Origin of the sequence: Enterobacter cloacae complex sp. SHL020, from assembly GCF_049236945.1 — a bacterium.
Taxonomy (GTDB): Bacteria; Pseudomonadota; Gammaproteobacteria; order Enterobacterales; family Enterobacteriaceae; genus Enterobacter; species Enterobacter dykesii.
Window position 1 is genome coordinate 93,629 of sequence record NZ_JBMKJF010000012.1, and the last position, 21,652, is coordinate 115,280.

The window sequence follows — 21,652 nt, forward strand, 5'->3', positions numbered from 1 at the left end:
TAGCGCTGACGCTTACCCGGCTTACGGGCAAAAAAATCCCCGCTGATGCGGGGATTTTTATTCACGCTATTTACTCCCACTCCTGCAGGAACCGCTGCCCATACTGGTCGGCTACCAGCAGCGCCGCATACACCTGATCCGGCGTTACGCCGCCGGGCATGTTGTGAATGGTTTCCCCTTCGGCACAGGAGGCTTCCGCGATCAGACGCATTTTGGCCGGGATATCCTCTTTTATGTTCAGCTGCGCCAGCGTGATCGGCAGCCCAACGCTGTGACAAAGCGCCGCGACGGTCTCTATTTCTTCTACCGGCGCGTTTTCCAGCACCAGCTGCGTCAGCGTGCCAAACGCCACTTTTTCACCGTGATAGAAGTGGTGCGCGTCCGGTACCGCCGTCATACCGTTATGAATAGCGTGTGCCGCCGCCAGCCCGCCGCTTTCAAATCCTACGCCGCTGAGATAGGTATTGGCTTCGATAATGCGTTCAAGAGCAGGCGTCACCACATGCTGTTCTGCCGCCAGCATCGCTTTTTCACCCTCTTCAACCAGCGTGTTGTAGCACAGCTCGGCCAGCGCGAGTGCTGCCTGCGTACATTTGCCGCCCGCCATGGTGGTCGCGCCGCTGCGCGAGCAGGCGCGTGCTTCAAACCAGGTTGCCAGCGCATCGCCAATCCCGGCGGCCAGCAGGCGTGCCGGCGCACCCGCCACCACTTTGGTATCGACGATAACCATGTTCGGATTGTGCGGCAGCATCAGATAGCGGTCGAACTCGCCGCTGTCGGTGTAAATAACGGAAAGGGCGCTGCACGGCGCATCGGTGGAGGCAATGGTTGGGGCAATAGCCACGGGTACGTCCATAAAATGGGCCAGCGCTTTGGCGGTATCAAGCGTTTTACCTCCACCGATACCCAACACCGCCAGACAGTCGGCGCTGTCGGCCAGTTTTTTCAGGCGATCGATTTCATTTTGTGAACATTCGCCACCAAACGGCGCGATTTCGGCATGCAGTTCGGCTTTTTTAAAACTCTGACGCAGGGTCTCTTCGGCAAAACCCAGCACAAATTTATCGCCGACAACCAGCCAGCGATTGGCCAGGGGTTTCAGATAGTCGCCGAGACGGGTAAGCACATCAGCGCCCTGGATATATTTTCCCGGCGATTGAATGATACGGTCCATAACAGTTCTCCCTTAGAGGTTGAGGTTACCAAACGCGTTTTTCCAGTCCTGCTCGAACTTCTCTATGGCTGACTCTACCGCTGGCGTGCCGAGCATTTGTTGCGCTACGTCTAAGGGAAGCGTGATTGCCTCGCATCCTGCCAACAGGCAGTCCAGCGCCTGACGCGGCGTTTTGAAGCTGGCGGCCAGCACTTTACTGTCCGGCGCGTGCAGTTCCAGCAGGGACTGCAGTTCCTGAACCATGCGAATGCCGTCACCACCCTGCGCGTCAACGCGGTTTACGTACGGTGCGACATATTTCGCGCCTGCCAGTGCGGCAAGCAAACCCTGCGCAGCGCTGTAAACGGCAGTACCTAGCGTGGCTATTCCCTCTTTTTTCAATGCCTTAATCGCGATGAGCCCCTGAGCCGTCACCGGGATTTTCACCACGATGCCAGGGACGGCGTTACTCAGGCGTTTGGCCTCCGCCACCATGCCTTCGGCATCGCGGCTCATGGTTTGAGCAAACAGCGTGCCTTCCGGTCCGATGGCTTTTTGCAGACGCGGCAGCACATCCCAGATGGATTCACGGCTGGCGGCAATAATGCTCGGGTTGGTGGTGACGCCCGCAATGGGAAAGATGCGCGCCAGGCGTTCAACTTCCGCCACGTTGGCGGTATCCAGGTACAGTTCCATCACACTTCCTCGTTTTACAGTTCTAATTCGTGTTGTAGCAGGGAAGCAATCGCCTCCCCGGAGCTGGCGTTAACCAGCGCGTTGCGGAAATCGTCATGCATGATGCGGCGGGCCAGGCGGGAGAAAATACGCATATGCTGGTCGCCCGCGGCGTGTTTGTTCAGCGTCAGCATGATGATGAATTGTGCTTCTTCATCTCCCCACATGACGGGGCTTCGCAGGCGTGCAACGCTGATGGTGGATTGCTCAATATGCTCAGACTTACTGTGCGGAATGGCGAAGCTGAAGCCAAGCCCGGTGGAGAAAACGGCTTCGCGCGCCCACAGATCGGCCTCCAGCTTGCGGGGGTAGCGGCAACGTCCGGCGAGCAGCAGGTTATCGGTCATCCCTTTCATGACCTCTTCTTTACTTTTCCAGTCGTTATCCAGCGAAATACAGCGTGGCGTCACCAGCGGTGTGTCCTGCTGATTCATGCGGAACTGAGCCAGCAGGTGTTCCACTTCAAGCGAAGTGCGACACGCCATGGCCTGATTCAGCAACTGGCGACAGGCGCGGCTATCAAGCTGTGCCAGACGCGCCTTGGTTGCCGGAATGGCAGGCGACCCCATGCTCAGCTCGTCCAGACCCAGGCCCACCAGCAATGGCAACACCGAACCTTTTGCGCCTAGCTCGCCGCAAAGGCCAATCCATTTCCCCTGGCGATGGACGGCTTGTACCGCATAATCCAGTGCCCGCAGGAAGGCCGGGTTCAGGCTGTTGTAGTGACGTGTGACTTTGGCGTTGTCGCGGTCGACGGCCAGCAGATACTGCGTCAGGTCATTGCTGCCGATGCTAAAGAAATCAATTTCTTCGCAGCACTGATCGATGATGAACATCACCGAAGGCACTTCCAGCATGATGCCGAGCGGGATTTTCTCATCAAACGGAATATGTTCAGCCCGGAGCTGCTGTTTCGCTTCGGCAAGTTTCTCTTTCACCCACAGGATCTCTTCCATAGAAGAGATCATCGGGATCATGATCTTCAGGCTGCCGTGAGCAGAGGCGCGCAGGATCGCCCGAAGCTGGGTGGTGAAAAGCGCTGCATACTCTTCGTAAATGCGGACGGCGCGGTAGCCGAGAAACGGGTTGTTTTCGGCCGGGATATTCAGGTACGCCACCGGTTTATCGCCGCCGATATCCATGGTGCGCACGATAATGCTGCGCCCGTTTGCGCTATCCAGTGCCTGACAGAAAATATTGTACAGCTCGTTTTCACCGGGCGCGCTGCTGCGGTCCATATACAGCATTTCGGTGCGAAACAGGCCAACGCCCTCGGCGCCATTCGTAAATGCTGCCTGCGCTTCCACCGCGTGGGCGATGTTCGCGGCGATCTCAATGCGCAGGCCGTCGGCGGTTCTGGCTTCCCGGTCAAGCCAGATGCGCTGCTGCTCGCGGAGTGCCTGTTGTACCCGTGCTTCCTGTCGGTAGTAGCGTGCCACCGCATCGCTGGCGTTGACCACGACCGCACCGGCATTGCCATCGATAAATACGGGTTTATTGCGCCACTGCAGCAGGCTTTCGCTGTCGACGCCCACCAGCGTCGGAATATTAAAGGAACGTGCAAGAATAACGGTGTGTGAGGTTGTTCCACCGCTTTTTAACAGCAGCCCTTTGAGCAGGGTTTTATCGAGTTCCAGGAACTGACCGGGCGTGAGGTCGTCGGCAAGGCAGACGCTCGGCTGAGTGAGTTGTCCCGGTGCCGGGAAGCGTTGTTCACCATAAATCTGTTGTAAAAGTTGATAGCAGACATCGCGCACATCCAGCACACGTTCCTGTAAGTAGCTGCTGCTGGAATGAGAGAACGCATCACAGAAATGGTTGGCTGTGGCGATTATCGCTTGCGCGCAGCTTAGCCTCTGGCTCACGCCCGCAAGAAGATGCTGGCGCAAAGAGGTATCCGTTGCCAGCGAACGATGTGCCTCAAGAATGGCGCAGGCGGTGCTGTCGCTGTCCAGCGCGCGCAGCTCAATGTTTTTCACCAGCAGGGTGAGGCCGTTATCCAGCGCTGACTGTTCATCTTCCACGTTTTTCGCGTCGGGTAAATCCGTCAGTGCATTGAGATCCAGCGAGGTCAGCAAGGTCAACACGCCCCGGGCGCTACCGCTGCAAACGGGCAGGGCGCGGAATAGCGTTGGATTAAGGCGTGCGAGGGATTCTGGCAGCGGATCGCGTTCAATATTGATGGCTTCTGCGAGCGGCGCATCACAGTGTGGAAACTCTTCCCGGAACCATTGTTCCAGTCGTTGATGGGCGCTCTGCTCATCTTCACCGTGGATCACCAGGCGACAGGCGTCGCCTGCCAGCGTATCGGTACCAATAAGTGCCAGTGCGCTCTTGGCGTTCCCTTTACGGTCTGTGCGCAGGTTGTGCCATTCGATTTGCGAGATAAACGTATTGCACAGCGTCTCCACATGACTTGCCGGACGCGCGTGAACACCGTTGGGCAATTCACAGGTAAATTCCACTACCAGAGCCATACACACTCCTGAAACTCATCATCATTCATTGGGGAACAGCATACGAGTGTGTTGATGGCGCGCGCCATGTGACAAATCTGCCAAAAGCTGGACAAATGTAATATCACGTGAAAAGTGAGATTTGACTCACAGGTTGTGGCGGTTTGTTTTATGCGTACCGTCTACAGGAAATGTCGAGGCGGATCGCATTTTCATTTCAATCTTACAAAAATCCAGTAAATGACCTTTTTGTCTCCTGTCCGCCGTCTTCCTGATTGCCTATTGTTTGCCACAACATCTTTATGGTTTTTGGTCAGGAGCGACATATGAAAGAGTTGGTGCATATTCTCAAGAACACGCGGCAGCATCTGATGACTGGGGTGTCGCACATGATCCCGTTCGTGGTCGCGGGCGGTATTTTGCTGGCGGTGTCGGTCATGCTGTACGGCAAGGGCGCGGTACCTGATGCCGCAACCGATCCCAACCTCAAAAAGCTATTTGATATCGGCGTGGCGGGGTTAACGCTGATGGTGCCTTTCCTGGCCGCCTATATTGGCTATTCCATTGCCGAGCGCGCCGCGCTTGCTCCCTGCGCTATTGCCGCGTGGGTCGGTAACAGCTTCGGTGCGGGTTTCTTCGGCGCCATTATTGCCGGGATCCTCGGCGGGATTGTGGTCTGGTATCTGAAAAAACTGCCGGTCCCGAAAGTCCTGCGCTCCGTCATGCCTATCTTCATCATCCCTATCATCGGCACCTTTGTTACCGCGGGCATCATGATGTGGGGTCTGGGCGAACCTGTTGGTGCGTTGACGACGGGTTTAACCCAGTGGCTGCAAGGGATGCAGCAGGGCAGCATCGTCGTGTTGGCCGTCATCATGGGGTTGATGCTGGCCTTCGACATGGGCGGCCCGATTAATAAAGTCGCCTACGCCTTCATGCTGATCTGCGTTGCTCAGGGCGTCTATACCGTGGTGGCGATTGCGGCAGTCGGTATTTGTGTGCCACCGCTGGGATTAGGCCTGGCGACGCTGATTAACCGCAAAAACTTTACCGCTGAAGAGCGCGAAGCGGGCAAGGCTGCATTAGTGATGGGCTGCGTGGGGGTTACCGAAGGGGCCATTCCGTTCGCCGCTGCCGATCCTCTGCGTGTCATTCCCTCCATCATGCTGGGCTCCGCGTGTGGCGCAGTGACGGCTGCCGTGATGGGTGCGCAATGTTATGCGGGATGGGGCGGGCTTATCGTTCTCCCTGTGGTGGAAGGCAAACTGGGCTACATCGCGGCGGTCGCCGTAGGGGCTGTGGTGACGGCCATTAGCGTCAACGTGCTGAAGAGTATTGCCCGCAAGAATGCAAAACAGGTTGAGGAAAAAGAGGACGACCTGGATCTGGATTTTGAAATTAACTGAGTGAGGAAGAGAACATGGCCCGAATTATCGCAGTAACAGCATGCCCGTCTGGCGTTGCCCATACCTACATGGCGGCCGAAGCGCTGGAAAGCGCCGCTAAAGCCAAAGGCTGGGAAGTGAAGGTTGAAACGCAGGGGGCGATTGGTCTTGAGAACGAGCTGAATGCTGAGGATATCGCCGCAGCGGATATGGTAATCCTGACCAAAGATATTGGCATTAAGTTCGAAGAACGTTTTACCGGGAAAACCATCGTGCGCGTCAACATCAGCGACGCGGTTAAACGTGCCGACGCCATCATGAACAAAATTGATGCCCACCTGGCGCAAACCGCCTGACGCTCTCCCGCCCTTCGGGGCGGGCTTGTTTTCCGATACAGGAGTTCCCTCATGACGAATCGTACCCAGCGTTTGAAAGATGCACTCTTTGCCAGCCCGCGTGAAATTTCGCTTGAGCGTGCTTTGCTCTATACCGCCAGTCATCAGCAGACGGAGGGCGAGCCGGTTATCCTCAGGCGAGCAAAAGCCACGGCGTACATTCTTGACCATGTGAATATCGCGATTCGTGATGAGGAACTGATTGCGGCCAACCGGACCGTTAAACCGCGCGCGGGCATTATGTCTCCTGAGATGGATCCGTACTGGCTGCTTAAGGAGCTGGACCAGTTCTCCACTCGTCCACAGGACCGCTTTGAAATCAGCGAAGAGGATAAGCAGATCTACCGTGACGTGCTGTATCCCTACTGGGAAAAACGGTCAATGAAGGATTTCATCAACAGCCAGATGACGGATGAGGTGAAAGCCGCTGTGGGGACGCAAATTTTCAGCATCAACCAGACGGATAAAGGGCAGGGGCATATCATTATTGATTATCCGCGCCTGCTGAATAACGGGCTGGGTGCGCTGGTGGAAGAATTGCGCGAACACTGCGCCCGCGATGCGCAGAACACGTTTTATGCCGCCGCGCTGATTCTGCTTGAAGCCTCCCAGCGTCATATTCTGCGCTACGCCGCGCTGGCTGAAACGCTTGCTACCGTCTGTGATGAAGCTTCACGGCGAGAAGAATTACGGAAGATTGCAGAAATCTCGCGCCACAACGCGCAGCATAAGCCGCAAACGTTCTGGCAGGCGTGTCAGTTGTTCTGGTATATGAACGTGATTTTGCAATATGAATCTAACGCCAGCTCGCTCTCCATCGGGCGCTTTGACCAGTATATGCTGCCGTTTTATCAGGATTCGCTCTCGCGGGGCGAGGAGCCCGCGTTCCTGAAAGAGATTCTGGAATCGCTGTGGGTGAAGTGCAATGACGTGGTGCTTTTACGCTCGACCAGCAGCGCCCGCTATTTTGCCGGTTTCCCAACGGGTTATACCGCTTTGTTGGGCGGCCTGACGGAGAACGGTCGTAGCGCGGTGAACGTGCTTTCCTTCCTGTGCCTGGATGCTTATCAGAGCGTTCAGCTTCCTCAACCGAACCTTGGCGTGCGGGTTAACGAACTTATCGACCGGCCTTTCCTGCTTAAAACGGCAGAGACGATCCGCCTGGGCACCGGTATTCCGCAGATTTTCAATGATGAAGTGGTGGTGCCTGCTTTCCTGAATCGGGGGGTGTCGCTGGAAGACGCGCGCGATTACGCGGTGGTTGGCTGTGTAGAACTGTCGATTCCGGGTAAAACCTATGGGCTACACGATATCGCGATGTTTAACCTGCTGAAGGTGATGGAAATCGCGATGCAGGAGAACGAAGGCAACACAGCGCTGAGTTATGAAGGGTTGCTGGCGCATATTCGCACTAAAATTAATCACTATATTGCTCTGATGGTCGAGGGGAGCAATATCTGTGATATCGGCCATCGTGACTGGGCTCCGGTACCGTTGCTCTCTTCTTTTATCAGCGATTGCCTGGAGGTGGGAAAAGACATCACCGATGGTGGCGCACGCTATAACTTCTCTGGTGTACAGGGGATCGGGATAGCCAACTTGAGTGATTCACTCCACGCGCTGAAAGGGCTGGTCTTTGAACAGCAGCGCTTAAGTTTTGATGAACTCTTAGCCGTATTAAACGCTAATTTTGCCACGCTCGAGGGCAAAAAAATCCGCGCCCGGTTGATTAATCGCTTCGAAAAATACGGCAATGATATCGATGATGTCGACAACATCAGCGCTGAACTGCTGCGCCACTACTGTAAAGAGGTCGAAAAATACCGTAACCCGCGCGGCGGGCAGTTCACGCCGGGTTCTTATACCGTGTCGGCACACGTGCCGCTAGGCGCGGTTGTAGGGGCAACGCCCGATGGCCGTTTTGCCGGCGAACAGCTGGCCGACGGTGGGCTCTCGCCGATGCTTGGGCAAGATATGCAGGGTCCAACGGCGGTACTTAAATCGGTAAGCAAGCTGGATAACTATCTGTTATCAAACGGTACGCTGCTAAACGTTAAATTCACCCCTGCGACGCTGGAAGGCGACGCGGGGCTGCAAAAGCTGGCGGATTTCCTGCGCGCCTTCACCCAGCTTAAGCTGCAGCATATCCAGTTCAACGTGGTGAACGCGGAAACACTGCGTGAAGCGCAACAGCGTCCGCAGGATTTTGCCGGGCTGGTGGTGCGCGTTGCCGGATACAGCGCCTTCTTTGTTGAGTTATCGAAGGAGATCCAGGATGACATTATCCGCCGCACAGCGCATCAGCTGTGACGTGATGGAAACGCGCGCCGAGGTGGCGCGTATTTTCAACATTCAGCGCTACTCATTGAATGACGGTCGCGGCATCCGTACGGTGGTATTTTTTAAAGGCTGCCCTCACCGCTGTCCGTGGTGTGCGAATCCGGAGTCGATTTCACCGAAAATCGAGACGGTGCGCAGAGAAAGTAAATGTCTGCACTGCGCCCCCTGCCTGCGGGACGCAGGTGAGTGCCCGTCCGGTGCCTTCGGGCATATCGGAAGAGATGTGACCCTGCATGAGCTGGAAAACGAGGTAATGAAAGACGATGTATTCTTTCGTTCCTCGGGAGGCGGAGTGACGCTTTCGGGTGGAGAAGTATTGCTACAGGCGCCTTTCGCAACTCAGTTTCTTCAGAGGCTGCGTCGTTTCGGCGTGCATACGGCCATCGAAACGGCAGGCGATGCGCCTTTGTCCCGATTAATGCCGCTGGCCCACCAGTGTGATGAAGTGCTGTTTGATTTGAAGACCATGGACACGGCGCTGGCCCAATCCGTTTTGGCTATGAATCTCCCCAGGGTGCTGGATAATTTCCGCCAGCTGGTGGCAGACGGGATAAACGTGATTCCCCGCGTCCCGCTTATTCCTGGCTATACGTTCAACGAAACGAACATGGCGCGCGTGCTGGCTTTCCTGCTACCTTCAGGAATACGGCAGCTGCATTTATTGCCCTTCCATCAGTATGGGGAGCCAAAATACCGTCTGCTGGGACAGGAGTGGGGAATGCGGCAAGCGATCCCTCCGACAGAAGATGAGGTGTCAGCGATGCGTCAACGGGCAGAGCGCGAAGGTTTCAACGTTACCCTGGGAGGTTGAATATGACAGTGATAACGGGACGTCATCTGGTGGCGGTGACCGCATGCGTCAGTGGCGTCGCACATACCTATATGGCTGCCGAACGGTTGGAAAAGCTTTGCCAGCAGGAGAAGTGGAGCGTTAACATCGAGACGCAGGGAGCGCTGGGCGTTGAGAGCGAGCTTACGGAAGAGGACATCCGGCGTGCCGATGTCGTATTGCTCATTACCGATATCGAACTGGCGGGCAGTGAACGCTTCGAGCATGCGCGCTACGTGAAGTGCGGTATTAGCGCCTTTTTACGTGACCCGCACAAGGTGATGGGGACGGTGCGTAAGATATTAGCCGCTCCGCAGCATACTCAAATCATTCTGGACTAATGGCCTTCCCGGTGAGCTGGCTGTGATACTGACGACGGTATTCTGACGGCGAACGCTCCGTGTTTTTGCGAAATAACCGGCAGAAATAGTTGCTGTCGACAAATCCGCAGGCATGGGCCACCTCTTTCACTTTTAAATCATACCCTTTCAACAGCTGGCGCGCGTGTTCCAGCCGGGTATGCGTCAGGTACTCATTGAAACCCACTGCGCCTGTTTTCTGAAACAGATGCGACAGGTAGTTTGGGGAGATATAAAACGCCTGCGCGACGGATTCCCGGGTAAGCGGAGTGGCGTAGTGTTCGTCAATATAGACCCGAATCGCTTCAAAAAGAGCCTGGCTGCGGGAGGCGGTTTGGATCTGACTCCCCAGCAGGTCGACACAGTGGCTAAGCAGGCTGGCGATAATCAGCCGTGCGGTTTGCTGCTCGTGCGGTTGCATCTGCATTTCATGGAGCGTCTGTAAGAGAAGCGATCCAATGCGTGGACCGCGGCGGGCGACGTGCTGCTTCGCCAGGTTACGAACGTCTACTCCATCCCAGTGTAGAAGGCTAAACCCAAGCTGCTGTTTGCCAAACAGGATGCTCAGCGTTGTTGCGGGGGCTTGCCATTGTGGATTATTCCAGCCGCCAGCCGGGACGTATAAAACATCGCCCCGCTGTAAAACGCAGCCAGCCAGGTCTTTCATCGAACCTTCGATCACGATCTCCAGACGCGGAAAATCGACCTGCAAGGCAAGTTCGGGGGCGGAGATCGCTGGGTTTGCAAAATGCATCTGACGCAGCGGCTTTGTGCCGTTGATCAGGTCAGTCAGGATGTGGGCAATGTCGTGGTGCATGGTGTAGATACCAGGGTATTGCCCGGCGAGCGTAGCGCCGCCGGGCATAAAGTATTAGCCGGTGTTACGCATACCCGCCGCAACGCCCGCAATTGTCACCATCAACGCCTGTTCAACGCGTGGGTCCGGCTCTTTACCTTCTTCTTCCGCCAGACGCGAACGGTGCAGCAGTTCTGCCTGCAGGACGTTCAGCGGGTCGGTGTAGATGTTACGCAGCTGAATAGACTCGGCAATCCACGGCAGGTCCGCCATCAGATGTGAGTCGTTGGCAATGTCCAGCACCACTTTGATGTCGCCTTCCAGCAGTTCGCGCAGCTCTTTACCCAGCGCCCACAGCTCTGGTTTCACCAGACGCTGGTCGTAGTATTCCGCCAGCCACAGGTCGGCTTTCGAGAAGACCATCTCCAGCATGCCCAGACGGGTAGAGAAGAACGGCCAGTCGCGGCACATGGTTTCCAGTTCGCTCTGTTTGCCGTCTTCCACCACTTTTTGCAGCGCGGCACCGGCACCCAGCCAGGCGGGCAGCATCAGGCGGTTCTGCGTCCAGGCGAAGATCCACGGGATCGCGCGCAGAGACTCTACGCCACCGGTTGGGCGGCGCTTCGCAGGACGTGAGCCCAGCGGCAGTTTACCCAGCTCCTGCTCAGGCGTGGCCGAGCGGAAGTAAGGAACGAAATCTTTGTTTTCACGCACGTAGCCGCGGTACAGATCGCAGGAGATATCAGACAGCTCGTCCATGATATGGCACCAGGATGCTTTCGGCTCCGGCGGTGGCAGCAGGTTTGCTTCCAGGATAGCGCTGGTATAGAGCGACAGGCTGCTGATGGTCACTTCCGGCAGACCGTACTTGAAGCGGATCATCTCGCCCTGCTCGGTGACGCGCAGGCCGCCTTTCAGGCTTCCCGGCGGCTGTGACAGCAGCGCTGCGTGTGCAGGTGCGCCGCCACGGCCAATCGAGCCACCGCGTCCGTGGAACAGGGTCAGTTCAATACCGGCTTTCTCGCAGGTTTTGATCAGTGCGTCTTGCGCCTGATACTGCGCCCAGGATGCCGCCATCACGCCCGCATCTTTCGCGGAGTCGGAATAGCCAATCATCACCATCTGTTTGCCCTGAATAAAGCCGCGGTACCAGTCGATATTCAGCAGCTGGGTCATGACGTCGTTGGCGTTGTTCAGGTCGTCGAGGGTCTCAAACAGCGGGGCGACCGGCAGGGCGTAGTCGATTCCCGCTTCTTTCAGCAGAAGGTGAACGCCCAGCACGTCGGACGGCGTCTTCGCCATAGAGATCACATAGGCGGCCACCGATCCTTTCGGTGCGTCCACGATCGCTTTACAGGTGTTGAGCACTTCGCGGGTTTCGTTGCTTGGCTCCCAGTTGCGCGGCAGCAGAGGGCGCTTCGAGTTCAGCTCGCGGATCAGGAAGGCCTGTTTGTCGGCTTCGGACCAGCTTTCATAGTCGCCGATGCCGAGATAGCGGGTCAGCTCGCCCAGCGCTTCGGTATGACGGGTACTTTCCTGACGCACGTCGATACGCACCAGCGGCACGCCGAAACACTTCACTCGGCGCAGGGTGTCCAGCAGTTCGCCGTTAGCGATGATGCCCATCCCGCACGCCTGAAGTGATTTATAACAGGCATACAGCGGCTCCCAGAGCTGTTCGTTCTGGCTGAGCAGACCTTCTGGTTTTGGCAGGCGCTGACCTTTCAGCCGCGCTTCCAGCCAGGCCTGAGTGGCCATCAGCTGACCACGCAGTTTCTTCATCAGGAAACGGTACGGCTCGCTGGCGCCTTCTTCTCCGGCCAGCGCGCGCAGTTCCGGCGTCGCTTCAACCATCGACAGTTCGGATATCAGCACCTGAATGTCTTTCAGGAACAGGTCGGTCGCTTTCCAGCGGCTCAGGAGCAGGACGTGACGGGTGATTTCTGCGGTCACGTTCGGGTTGCCGTCGCGGTCGCCGCCCATCCAGGAGGTGAAGCGCACCGGAACAAAGTCGACCGGCAGGCGGTAGCCAAGGTTCTCTTCCAGCTGTTCGTTCAGCTCGCGCAGGTAGTTAGGCACCCCTTCCCACAGGCTGTTTTCCACCACCGCAAAGCCCCATTTGGCTTCGTCGACCGGGCTTGGGCGATGCTTACGAATTTCATCGGTGTGCCAGGACTGGGCAATCAGCTGGCGCAGACGGCGCATCAGCTGGTTGCGTTCGTAGTCGGCAATGTCTTTGTTATCCAACTGCTTCAGACAGTTGTTCACTTCCACCATTTTGTGGATCAGGGTGCGACGGGTAATTTCGGTGGGGTGTGCGGTCAGCACCAGCTCCAGCGAAAGCGACTCCACCGCTTTTTTGATGGTGGCTTCGTTGAGGTCTGGCTGGTCTTTCAGTTTACGAAGGGTGCGGGCAATGACTTCCGGGTTGCTGGCCGCTTCGCCATTTGGCGAAATGCTGTGGTATTGCTCAGCGGTGTTGGCCAGGTTCAGGAACTGGCTGAATGCGCGTGCAACGGGCAGCAGCTCATCGTTAGAGAGGTTCTGCAAGGTGGTGAGCAGCTCCTGACGACTGGCCTCGTTACCGGCACGGGAAGATTTAGACAGCTTGCGGATGGTTTCAACGCGGTCGAGGATGTTCTCCCCCAACGCGTCTTTGATGGTATCTCCAAGCACTTTGCCGAGCATACTGACATTACTACGCAACGCGGAATATTGTTCGTTCATAAAAACCCAGTCACCCCATCATTTTTGTTTATGCCCAGGCGAAAATTTTCTGGACATTATTTTGTCATCTCCCTTTATAAAGCCACGTAAAACCCCCGTCGTCAATTGCTGCGAAAACGGTTCAGCAAACGAATAAATGAGGGCAATTTACGAAATTTAATTCGCATTGCGTCAGATAAGAGATGCTTATGAAAATGTACAGGGGAAAGGGAGTAAACGCTAAAAATGGTAACTTCTGTTGCCATTTTGTTTGTATGTCCGGCCTTTTTTCCGCAAAAAAAACGCGGACCACGGGGTCCGCAAAAGTTCACGTTGGCTTTAGTTGTTCGAGTTTTGAGAGAAACTCGCTGACGGAGCGGGGACGTCAAGGGTCAAACACGTGCCGCCTCGTCTATGTGGTGTATTATTCAACAGAATGCTTGATAGGGATAATCGTTCGTTGCTATGCTATCTATCGCCATGAACTATCGTGGCGACGGAGGATGAATAATGAATATTCGCGATCTTGAATACCTGGTAGCGTTAGCTGAGCATCGTCACTTTCGCCGCGCGGCAGACTCCTGCCACGTCAGCCAGCCCACGCTGAGCGGCCAGATCCGCAAGCTGGAAGATGAGCTGGGCGTGATGCTGCTGGAGCGCACCAGTCGTAAGGTTCTGTTCACACAGGCAGGTCTGCTGCTGGTGGATCAGGCGCGCACCGTGCTGCGCGAGGTCAAAGTGCTCAAGGAAATGGCAAGCCAGCAGGGGGAAGCGATGTCCGGCCCGCTGCATATTGGCCTGATCCCAACCGTTGGCCCGTACCTGTTGCCGCACATCATTCCGATGCTGCACCAGACGTTCCCGAAACTTGAAATGTACCTGCATGAAGCGCAAACCCATCAGCTGCTGGCGCAGTTAGACAGCGGCAAGCTCGACTGCGCCATTCTGGCGTTGGTGAAAGAGAGTGAAGCCTTTATTGAAGTGCCGCTGTTCGATGAGCCGATGATGTTGGCGATCTATGAAGATCACCCGTGGGCGAACCGCGATCGCGTACCGATGGCCGATCTGGCCGGTGAAAAGCTGCTGATGCTGGAAGATGGCCACTGCCTGCGCGACCAGGCGATGGGCTTTTGCTTTGAAGCGGGTGCGGATGAAGATACCCATTTCCGCGCAACCAGCCTGGAAACGCTGCGTAATATGGTCGCGGCGGGAAGCGGTATTACGCTGCTGCCTGCGCTGGCCGTGCCGCGCGAGCGTAAACGTGATGGCGTGGTTTATCTGCCGTGCATTAAGCCGGAGCCGCGTCGCACTATCGGCCTGGTGTATCGTCCGGGTTCACCGCTGCGCAGCCGCTATGAGCAGCTGGCAGAGGCCATCCGTGGTTCGATGGATGGCCATTTCGACAGCGCGTTAAAACAGGCGGTTTAAGCCGTTCAGCGCAGCTACCCGATAGGCTTCCGCCATGGTCGGGTAGTTAAAGGTGGTGTTAACGAAGTACTCAATGGTGTTACCACCGCCTTTCTGCTCCATTATCGCCTGGCCGATATGAATGATTTCCGCCGCGCGTTCACCAAAGCAGTGAATGCCGAGGATCTCTTTGGTCTCGCGATGGAACAGTATCTTCAGCGTTCCCACGCTCATCCCCACGATTTGCGCCCGCGCCAGATGTTTAAACTGGGCGCGACCCACCTCGTAAGGCACCTTCATTGACGTCAGCTGCTGTTCGGTTTTGCCGACAGAACTGATTTCCGGGATGGTATAGATGCCCGTCGGAATATCTTCGATCAGGTGCGCCGTCGCTTCGCCTTTTACCAGCGCCTGTGCGGCAATGCGTCCCTGGTCGTAAGCGGCTGAGGCCAGGCTTGGGTAGCCAATCACGTCGCCGACCGCGTAAACGTGCGGCAGGGCGGTCTGATACATGCTGTTGACCTTCAGCTGACCGCGGCTGTCGGTTTCAAGCCCGATATTTTCCAGCTGCAGTGAATCGGTGTTGCCGGTACGACCGTTGGCGTACAGCAGGCAGTCGGCTTTCAGCTTCTTACCGGACTTCAGGTGCATGATCACCCCGTCGTCACAGCCCTCAATCTTCTCGTACTCTTCGTTGTGGCGAATCACCACGCCGCTGTTCCAGAAGTGGTAGGAGAGAGAGTCCGACATCTCCTGATCGAGGAACGCCAGCAGGCGGTCGCGGGTGTTGATCAGGTCAACTTTGACATCCATTCCGCGGAAGATCGACGCATATTCGCAGCCAATGACCCCTGCGCCATAGATAATGACGTGGCGTGGCTCATGGTGCAGGCTCAGAATCGAGTCGCTGTCGTAGACGCGCGGGTGTGAGAAGTCTACGTCGGCCGGATGGTAAGGGCGTGAGCCGCAGGCGATCACAAATTTTTCAGCCGTGATGGTTTCAACCGAACCGTCGTGGCATTCGAGTGCCAGGGTGTGTTCATCCACAAAATGCGCGTTGCCCTGCAAAATTTCACAGTGGTTACGCTCATAAAATCCCTGACGCATGCGTGTCTGCTGGTTAATAACGGTATCCGCGTGATTCAGGATGTCAGCAAAGGATGAACGAAGAAGTCGGGAGTGGTCGCTGTAAAGAGGATTCTGGTTAAATTCGATAATGCGGCTAACGGCGTGGCGGAGGGCTTTCGAAGGGATGGTGCCCCAGTGGGTGCAACCGCCGCCGACATTATGGTAGCGCTCGATGACCGCTACTCTGGCTCCCTGTTTCACCAGACCCATAGCTGCACCTTCGCCGCCGGGGCCGGAACCAATAACTATTGCGTCGTAATCGTAGGAATGTGGCATGGTAAGGCTTACCTGTTCTTATACATAAAAGCAACAGAATCATAACATCATTGGCAGAGTAACCCAATTATCGTTGTGCTTTTTTCGGGCAGTGGAGCACAAACCGCACGTAAACAATCATTCACAAAGCCAGGTAAACAGATTAATTTTATTCTCTGGTATAGTGCCATCAGGCCTTTGGAAGGATTCAACTATCGTGATGGGCGTAAGAGCACAACAAAAAGAGAAAACCCGGCGTTCGCTGGTGGAAGCCGCATTCAGTCAACTGAGTGCTGAGCGGAGTTTTGCCAGTTTGAGCCTGCGCGAAGTCGCACGCGAGGCCGGGATTGCGCCAACGTCCTTCTATCGTCACTTCCGTGATGTGGATGAACTGGGCCTGACCATGGTCGACGAGAGCGGCCTGATGCTGCGCCAGCTGATGCGCCAGGCGCGTCAGCGTATCGCCAAAGGGGGCAGCGTGATCCGCACCTCCGTATCGACCTTTATGGAATTTATCGGCAATAACCCCAACGCGTTTCGTCTGCTTCTGCGCGAGCGTTCGGGCACATCGGCGGCGTTTCGTGCCGCCGTCGCGCGTGAAATTCAGCACTTCATCGCGGAACTTGCCGACTATCTTGAACTCGAAAACCATATGCCGCGTGCGTTTACTGAAGCACAGGCCGAGGCGATGGTGACGATTGTTTTCAGCGCGGGTGCCGAAGCGCTGGATGTCAGCATTGAACAACGCAAGCAGCTCGAAGAGCGACTGGTATTGCAGCTCAGGATGATCTCCAAAGGCGCGTACTACTGGTATCGCCGTGAACAAGAGAAACTGGCACATCAAACCGAAGAGTGAAGGTGAGTAATGAAACAGTCAGGTCAGGATAAAGGGACGCTGTTGCTGGCATTGATCGCTGGCTTATCCATTAATGGTACGTTTGCCGCTATTTTTAGCTCAATCGTTCCATTTTCGATTTTCCCGCTTATTGCGCTGGTGCTGACGGTTTACTGCCTGCATCAACGTTACCTGAACCGCACCATGCCGGTGGGGTTACCGGGGCTGGCCGCTGCCTGCTTTATTCTGGGCGTATTGCTGTATAGCACCGTGGTTCGCGCGGAATATCCGGATATCGGCTCTAACTTCTTCCCTGCGGTACTGTCTGTGGCGCTGGTGTTCTGGATTGGCTCGCGCATGCGTAGCCGTAAAAGCCAGTTACCAGAGTAATGAATTATTTGTAGGGCAGGTAAGCGAAGCGCCACCTGCCAAAAACGCCGGATGGCGCTACGCTTATCCGGCCTACAGATCACCGTGCGGTAAGTAAAACGCCGCACTCCATATGGTGCGTATACGGGAACTGATCGAACAGCGCCAGACGTTCAACCTTGTGCGTCTGGCCTAATGTTTCGAGGTTCTTGCACAGCGTCTCCGGGTTACAGGAGATGTACAAAATACGCGGGTACGCCTGCACCATCTTCTCGGTTTCGCTGTCCAGGCCACTGCGCGGCGGGTCGACAAAAATCGTCTCACACTGGTAGCTCTTGAGATCGATCCCTTCCAGGCGGTTAAACTGGCGTACGCCGTTCATGGCCTGCGTGAACTCTTCTGCGGCCATACGAATGATCTGCACGTTGTCGATATGGTTGGCGGCAATGTTGTACTGCGCGGCTGCCACCGACGGCTTTGCGATTTCCGTTGCCAGCACGCGATCGAAGTTACGCGCCAGCGCCAGCGAGAAGTTGCCGTTACCGCAGTAAAGCTCCAGCAGATCGCCCGTTGACCCTTCCGTCGCCTTCAGCGCCCACTCCAGCATCTGCACGTTCATCGCGGCATTCGGCTGGGTGAAGCTGTTCTCGACCTGACGATACACCATCTCTTTACCTGCCACCGGCAGGCGCTCGTCGATGTAGTCCTGATCCAGCATGATTTTGGTTTTTGTCGCGCGGCCAATCAGGTGAACGTTGATGTTTTGCGCGCGCAGCGCATCGCGCAGCGCTTCTGCCTGCTCGCGCCACTCGTCGTTAAGCGCTTTGTGGTACAGCAGAGAGACAATCGCCTGATTGCTTTGCGTGGTCAGGTAGTCAATCTGGAACAGCTTGTTACGCAGTACCGGATTGTTGCGCACGCCGTCCATTATCAGCGTCATCAACTGGTTAATGAGCTCGCTCGCCGCCGGAAAACTGTCGACGCGGATACGGGATTTCGTCTGCTGATCGAAAATGATGTGGTACAGGTCGTCGCCGTCGTGCCAGATGCGGAACTCGGCGCGCATGCGGTAGTGGCTGACAGGAGAGCGAAACACCTCGGGAACGGGCGCGTTGAAAGGCGTCATCATACTTTGCAGGCGGACGACTTTCTCTGCCAGCTGCGCGTCGTACTGTTCTGTCGGGAGGTGTTCTGGGGTCATGATGCGTCCTGAGTGATAAAGAATTACGCGGGGATTGTAGGCATTGTTCAGGGGATGTCCAGATTTAATGGGCAATAGCTGTCTGGACATCCATACGTGTCTAATTGTAGCATTCTGTTTCCGGTCTCCTGAGAGTGAAAAGGGAATCCAGTGTAAATCTGGAGCTGACGCGCAGCGGTAAAGACTGGCGGGATGAGCGTTGTAGACACTGTGAAAATGGGAAGTCTTCATCCTTATATAGCCACCTAGCCCGAAGACCTGCCGGGATCACGTCGCATTTGGTTTCATCATCGCGTGCTATCGATGAGGCCTGCGGCATCCTTCTTATATTGTGGATGCTTTAACAATGATTAAAAAAGTATCGCTGTTGACGGCGTTGTCCGTCACGGCATTTTCGGGCTGGGCGCAGGATAGCGCCGACTCGTTGGTGGTGACGGCAAATCGTTTTGAACAACCTGAAAAAACTATTCTGGCTGCAACCTCCGTTGTTACGCGTGCCGATATTGACCGTTGGCAATCAACCTCAGTCCTGGATGTTATGCGTCGCCTGCCCGGCGTGGATACGGCGCAAAGTGGCGGGATGGGGCAACTCTCTTCTCTCTTTATACGTGGCACCAACTCCAGCCACGTCCTGATCCTGGTTGATGGGATCCGCCTTAACCAGGCGGGCGTCACGGGGTCATCCGATCTCAGCCAGTTCCCGATCTCCCTGGTGCAGCGTATCGAATATGTTCGTGGACCGCGTTCGGCGGTATACGGCTCGGACGCGATCGGCGGAGTCGTAAACATTATTACCACTCGCGCGAAGGACGGTACCACGCTGAATGCAGGCGTAGGGTCGCATGGTTACCAGAATTATGGCGGCAGTACTCAGCAAACATTGGGCGACAGCACGCGCGTCACGCTTGCGGGTGATTACACCTATACCAAAGGGTTTGATGTGGTTGCGGACGGCAACAATGGTGGCCTTGCCCAGACCGATCGCGACGGCTTTATGAATAAAACGCTCTATGGTGCACTGGATCACGCATTCTCGGAGCAGTGGAGCGGATTTGTTCGCGGCTTTGGCTATAGCAACCGTACTGCCTACGACGGTTACTACAGCTCATTTACCCCCGATGTACTGGTCGATACCCGCCAGCTCTATAGTCAGACCTGGGATGCTGGATTGCGCTTCAACGATGACATCTTCCATTCACAGCTGCTCACCAGCTATAGCCACAGCAAGGACTATAACTACGACCCAAATTTGGGCCGCTACGATTCAACAGCCACCCTGGATGAAATCAAACAGTACAACGTCCAGTGGCTGAATTCCGTTGATGTTGGCCATGGAAACATTGGCGCGGGCGTTGACTGGCAGAAGCAGAGCACCGAGCCGGGTACAAACTACGTGACCAACGGCTACGACCTGCGTAACACCGGCGTTTACCTGACCGGGTTGCAGCAGTTTGGTGACTTCACTCTGGAAGGAGCGGTTCGCAGCGATGACAACTCTCAGTTCGGCCGCCATGGCACCTGGCAAAGTAGTGCGGCCTGGGAGTTCGTGGAGGGTTACCGCTTCGTTGCTTCTTATGGTACGGCCTATAAGGCTCCGAATCTGGGTCAACTCTATGGTTTCTATGGCAATGACCATCTTGATCCAGAAGAGAGTAAGCAGTGGGAAGGTGCGTTTGAAGGCCTGACGGCGGGCGTGAGCTGGCGCGTCTCCGGCTACCGTAATGACGTCGATAATCTCATCGACTTCGATAATAACCTTCAGCAATATTACAACGTCGGTAAAGCGCGCATTAAAGGTGTGGAAGCGACAGCATCGTTTGATACGGGCCCGTTGACGCATACTGTAGGCTACGACTATGTGGATGCCCGCAATGCCGCAACCAACGAACTTCTGGACCGTCGTGCTAAGCAGCAGGTGAAATATCAGCTCGACACGCAGATCTATGATTTCGACTGGAGCCTGACTTATCACTATCTCGGTACGCGTTACGACACTGACTTTGGTGCTTATCCGTCTGAGAAAGTAAAAATGGGTGGTGTCAGCCTGTGGGATGTCGCAGTTTCGTATCCTGTCACCTCACATCTCACAGTTCGTGGTAAAATAGCCAACCTGTTCGATAAAGATTACGAGACAGTTTATGGCTACCAAACTGCAGGACGGGAATACACCTTGTCTGGCAGCTACACCTTCTAATCCGCGTCCCACCGTGCTGGTGTTTGATTCCGGCGTCGGTGGGCTTTCGGTCTATGATGAGATTCGGCATCTCCTGCCGGATCTCCATTACATCTACGCCTTCGATAACGTCGCTTTCCCGTATGGGGAAAAGAGCGAAGATTTTATTGTTGAGCGTGTGGTTGAAATCGTCACCGCTGTACAAAAGCGCTATCCCCTTGCGCTGGCCGTCATCGCCTGTAATACGGCAAGCACCGTTTCTCTTCCCGCCCTGCGTGAAAAATTCCAGTTCCCGGTTGTGGGCGTTGTTCCTGCGATAAAGCCTGCCGCGCGCCTGACGGCGAACGGCATTGTGGGTTTGCTGGCAACGCGAGGCACGGTAAAGCGTCCTTATACTCGCGAGCTGATCGACCGTTTTGCCAACGAATGCCAGATTGCGATGCTGGGTTCGGCTGAGCTGGTGGAGATGGCTGAAGCGAAGCTGCATGGAAAAGCGGTATCACTCGACGAGCTGCGTCGTATTCTTCGTCCGTGGCTGCGCATGCCTGAACCCCCGGATACCGTTGTGCTGGGGTGCACCCACTTCCCGCTATTACAGGAAGAGCTATTAGAGGTGTTCCCGGAGGGAACGCGCCTGGTGGATTCCGGTGCGGCTATCGCCCGTCGCACGGCCTGGTTGCTGGAGCATGAAGCGCCGGATGCGAAATCTACCGATGCGAATATCGCGTTTTGTATGGCCATCACGAAAGAGACTGAGCAACTTTTACCCGTTTTACGCCGTTATGGCTTTGAAACGCTCGAAAAACTGGCGCTGTAGCACGGTTTTGAGCAAAAAAGAGACGGTTGAAAGTTTTTTTTAAAAGAGGGGTTGTCAACGTCTGAGAACTCCCTATAATGCGCCTCCACTGACACGGAACAACGGCTTACAGGCCGCCGGGTTGGCGGGGTTCAGAGATGAACGCCGACAGAGAAAAGCAAAAATAATCGCTTGACTCTGAATGAGGAAAACGTAATATACGGGACCTCGCAACGGTGAGCTTAACGCCCCGTTGCAACTGCTCTTTAACAATTTATCAGACAATCTGTGTGGGCACTCAAAGTGACATGGATTCTTAATGTCTTCGGACAAT

The 21,652-nt window shown here is 55.6% G+C and carries 17 protein-coding genes and 1 riboswitch; of the genes, 10 read left to right on the forward strand and 7 right to left on the reverse strand.

Annotated elements, in window-relative coordinates; translation table 11 throughout:
• Positions 1-70 precede the first annotated feature (70 nt).
• Genes gldA through ptsP form a run of 3 tightly spaced genes read right to left on the reverse strand, consistent with a single transcriptional unit; the run spans position 71 to position 4,365 of the window.
• On the reverse strand, positions 71-1,174 hold the full coding sequence (gldA, locus tag ACOTZB_RS21045; RefSeq protein WP_008501794.1) for a bifunctional L-1,2-propanediol dehydrogenase/glycerol dehydrogenase: 1,104 nt from the start codon (positions 1,172-1,174) through the stop codon (positions 71-73).
• Between the two features lie 12 nt (positions 1,175-1,186).
• Positions 1,187-1,849, reverse strand: coding sequence for a fructose-6-phosphate aldolase (gene fsa, locus ACOTZB_RS21050; protein ID WP_421628453.1), 663 nt, complete (start codon positions 1,847-1,849; stop codon positions 1,187-1,189).
• 14 nt (positions 1,850-1,863) lie between these two features.
• Positions 1,864-4,365: a phosphoenolpyruvate--protein phosphotransferase gene (ptsP, locus tag ACOTZB_RS21055; RefSeq protein WP_421628454.1), complete on the reverse strand. Its 2,502-nt coding sequence runs from the start codon at positions 4,363-4,365 to the stop codon at positions 1,864-1,866.
• A gap of 305 nt (positions 4,366-4,670) precedes the next feature.
• Between ptsP and ACOTZB_RS21060 the strand changes: the two genes are divergently transcribed.
• From ACOTZB_RS21060 to ACOTZB_RS21080, 5 genes are read left to right on the forward strand one after another with little or no spacing between them, the layout of a single operon-like run.
• Entirely contained in the window at positions 4,671-5,750 is a 1,080-nt protein-coding gene (locus ACOTZB_RS21060) for a PTS fructose transporter subunit EIIC (RefSeq protein ID WP_194401819.1), read from the forward strand.
• Positions 5,751-5,764: 14 nt separating this feature from the next.
• Positions 5,765-6,085, forward strand: coding sequence for a PTS fructose-like transporter subunit IIB (locus ACOTZB_RS21065; protein ID WP_421628455.1), 321 nt, complete (start codon positions 5,765-5,767; stop codon positions 6,083-6,085).
• 51 nt (positions 6,086-6,136) lie between these two features.
• On the forward strand, positions 6,137-8,434 hold the full coding sequence (locus ACOTZB_RS21070) for a formate C-acetyltransferase (RefSeq protein WP_421628456.1): 2,298 nt from the start codon (positions 6,137-6,139) through the stop codon (positions 8,432-8,434).
• A complete protein-coding gene (locus ACOTZB_RS21075; protein WP_421628457.1) occupies positions 8,400-9,275 on the forward strand; it encodes a [formate-C-acetyltransferase]-activating enzyme in 876 nt (291 codons plus the stop codon). Before ACOTZB_RS21070 ends, ACOTZB_RS21075 begins: the two co-directional genes overlap by 35 nt.
• A 2-nt stretch (positions 9,276-9,277) precedes the next feature.
• Entirely contained in the window at positions 9,278-9,634 is a 357-nt protein-coding gene (locus tag ACOTZB_RS21080) for a PTS fructose-like transporter subunit IIB (protein ID WP_193805319.1), read from the forward strand.
• On the opposite strand, the gene ACOTZB_RS21085 is transcribed toward ACOTZB_RS21080, so the two are convergent.
• Entirely contained in the window at positions 9,621-10,469 is an 849-nt protein-coding gene (locus ACOTZB_RS21085; RefSeq protein ID WP_421628459.1) for a helix-turn-helix transcriptional regulator, read from the reverse strand. The genes ACOTZB_RS21080 and ACOTZB_RS21085 overlap by 14 nt on opposite strands.
• A gap of 54 nt (positions 10,470-10,523) precedes the next feature.
• Positions 10,524-13,175 carry a phosphoenolpyruvate carboxylase gene (ppc, locus tag ACOTZB_RS21090; protein ID WP_047653049.1) on the reverse strand — a complete coding sequence of 884 codons (2,652 nt, stop codon included), beginning with the start codon at positions 13,173-13,175 and terminating at the stop codon, positions 10,524-10,526.
• A 489-nt stretch (positions 13,176-13,664) separates the two neighbouring features.
• Here ppc and oxyR point away from each other — a divergent pair, with 489 nt between their 5' ends.
• Positions 13,665-14,582 carry a DNA-binding transcriptional regulator OxyR gene (gene oxyR, locus ACOTZB_RS21095; RefSeq protein WP_023309664.1) on the forward strand — a complete coding sequence of 306 codons (918 nt, stop codon included), beginning with the start codon at positions 13,665-13,667 and terminating at the stop codon, positions 14,580-14,582.
• Here the strand turns inward: oxyR and sthA are convergent.
• On the reverse strand, positions 14,565-15,965 hold the full coding sequence (sthA, locus tag ACOTZB_RS21100; protein WP_008501785.1) for a Si-specific NAD(P)(+) transhydrogenase: 1,401 nt from the start codon (positions 15,963-15,965) through the stop codon (positions 14,565-14,567). The genes oxyR and sthA overlap by 18 nt on opposite strands.
• Before the next feature lie 196 nt (positions 15,966-16,161).
• Between sthA and fabR the strand changes: the two genes are divergently transcribed.
• Positions 16,162-16,800, forward strand: coding sequence for an HTH-type transcriptional repressor FabR (gene fabR, locus ACOTZB_RS21105; RefSeq protein ID WP_008501784.1), 639 nt, complete (start codon positions 16,162-16,164; stop codon positions 16,798-16,800).
• A 9-nt stretch (positions 16,801-16,809) separates the two neighbouring features.
• The gene (locus ACOTZB_RS21110; protein ID WP_008501783.1) at positions 16,810-17,169 is read left to right on the forward strand and encodes a YijD family membrane protein; all 360 of its coding nucleotides are present in this window, start codon (positions 16,810-16,812) and stop codon (positions 17,167-17,169) included.
• A 79-nt stretch (positions 17,170-17,248) separates the two neighbouring features.
• Here ACOTZB_RS21110 and trmA read toward each other — a convergent pair whose 3' ends face one another.
• A complete protein-coding gene (trmA, locus tag ACOTZB_RS21115) occupies positions 17,249-18,349 on the reverse strand; it encodes a tRNA (uridine(54)-C5)-methyltransferase TrmA (RefSeq protein WP_047653051.1) in 1,101 nt (366 codons plus the stop codon).
• 104 nt (positions 18,350-18,453) lie between these two features.
• A riboswitch (cobalamin riboswitch) is annotated at positions 18,454-18,629 on the forward strand.
• Positions 18,630-18,695: 66 nt separating this feature from the next.
• On the opposite strand from trmA, the gene btuB reads away from it, so the two are divergent.
• Together btuB and murI are read left to right on the forward strand one after the other, a co-directional pair.
• Positions 18,696-20,543: a TonB-dependent vitamin B12 receptor BtuB gene (btuB, locus tag ACOTZB_RS21120; protein WP_023309661.1), complete on the forward strand. Its 1,848-nt coding sequence runs from the start codon at positions 18,696-18,698 to the stop codon at positions 20,541-20,543.
• Positions 20,488-21,339: a glutamate racemase gene (murI, locus tag ACOTZB_RS21125; RefSeq protein ID WP_421628458.1), complete on the forward strand. Its 852-nt coding sequence runs from the start codon at positions 20,488-20,490 to the stop codon at positions 21,337-21,339. Before btuB ends, murI begins: the two co-directional genes overlap by 56 nt.
• Positions 21,340-21,652 lie beyond the last annotated feature (313 nt).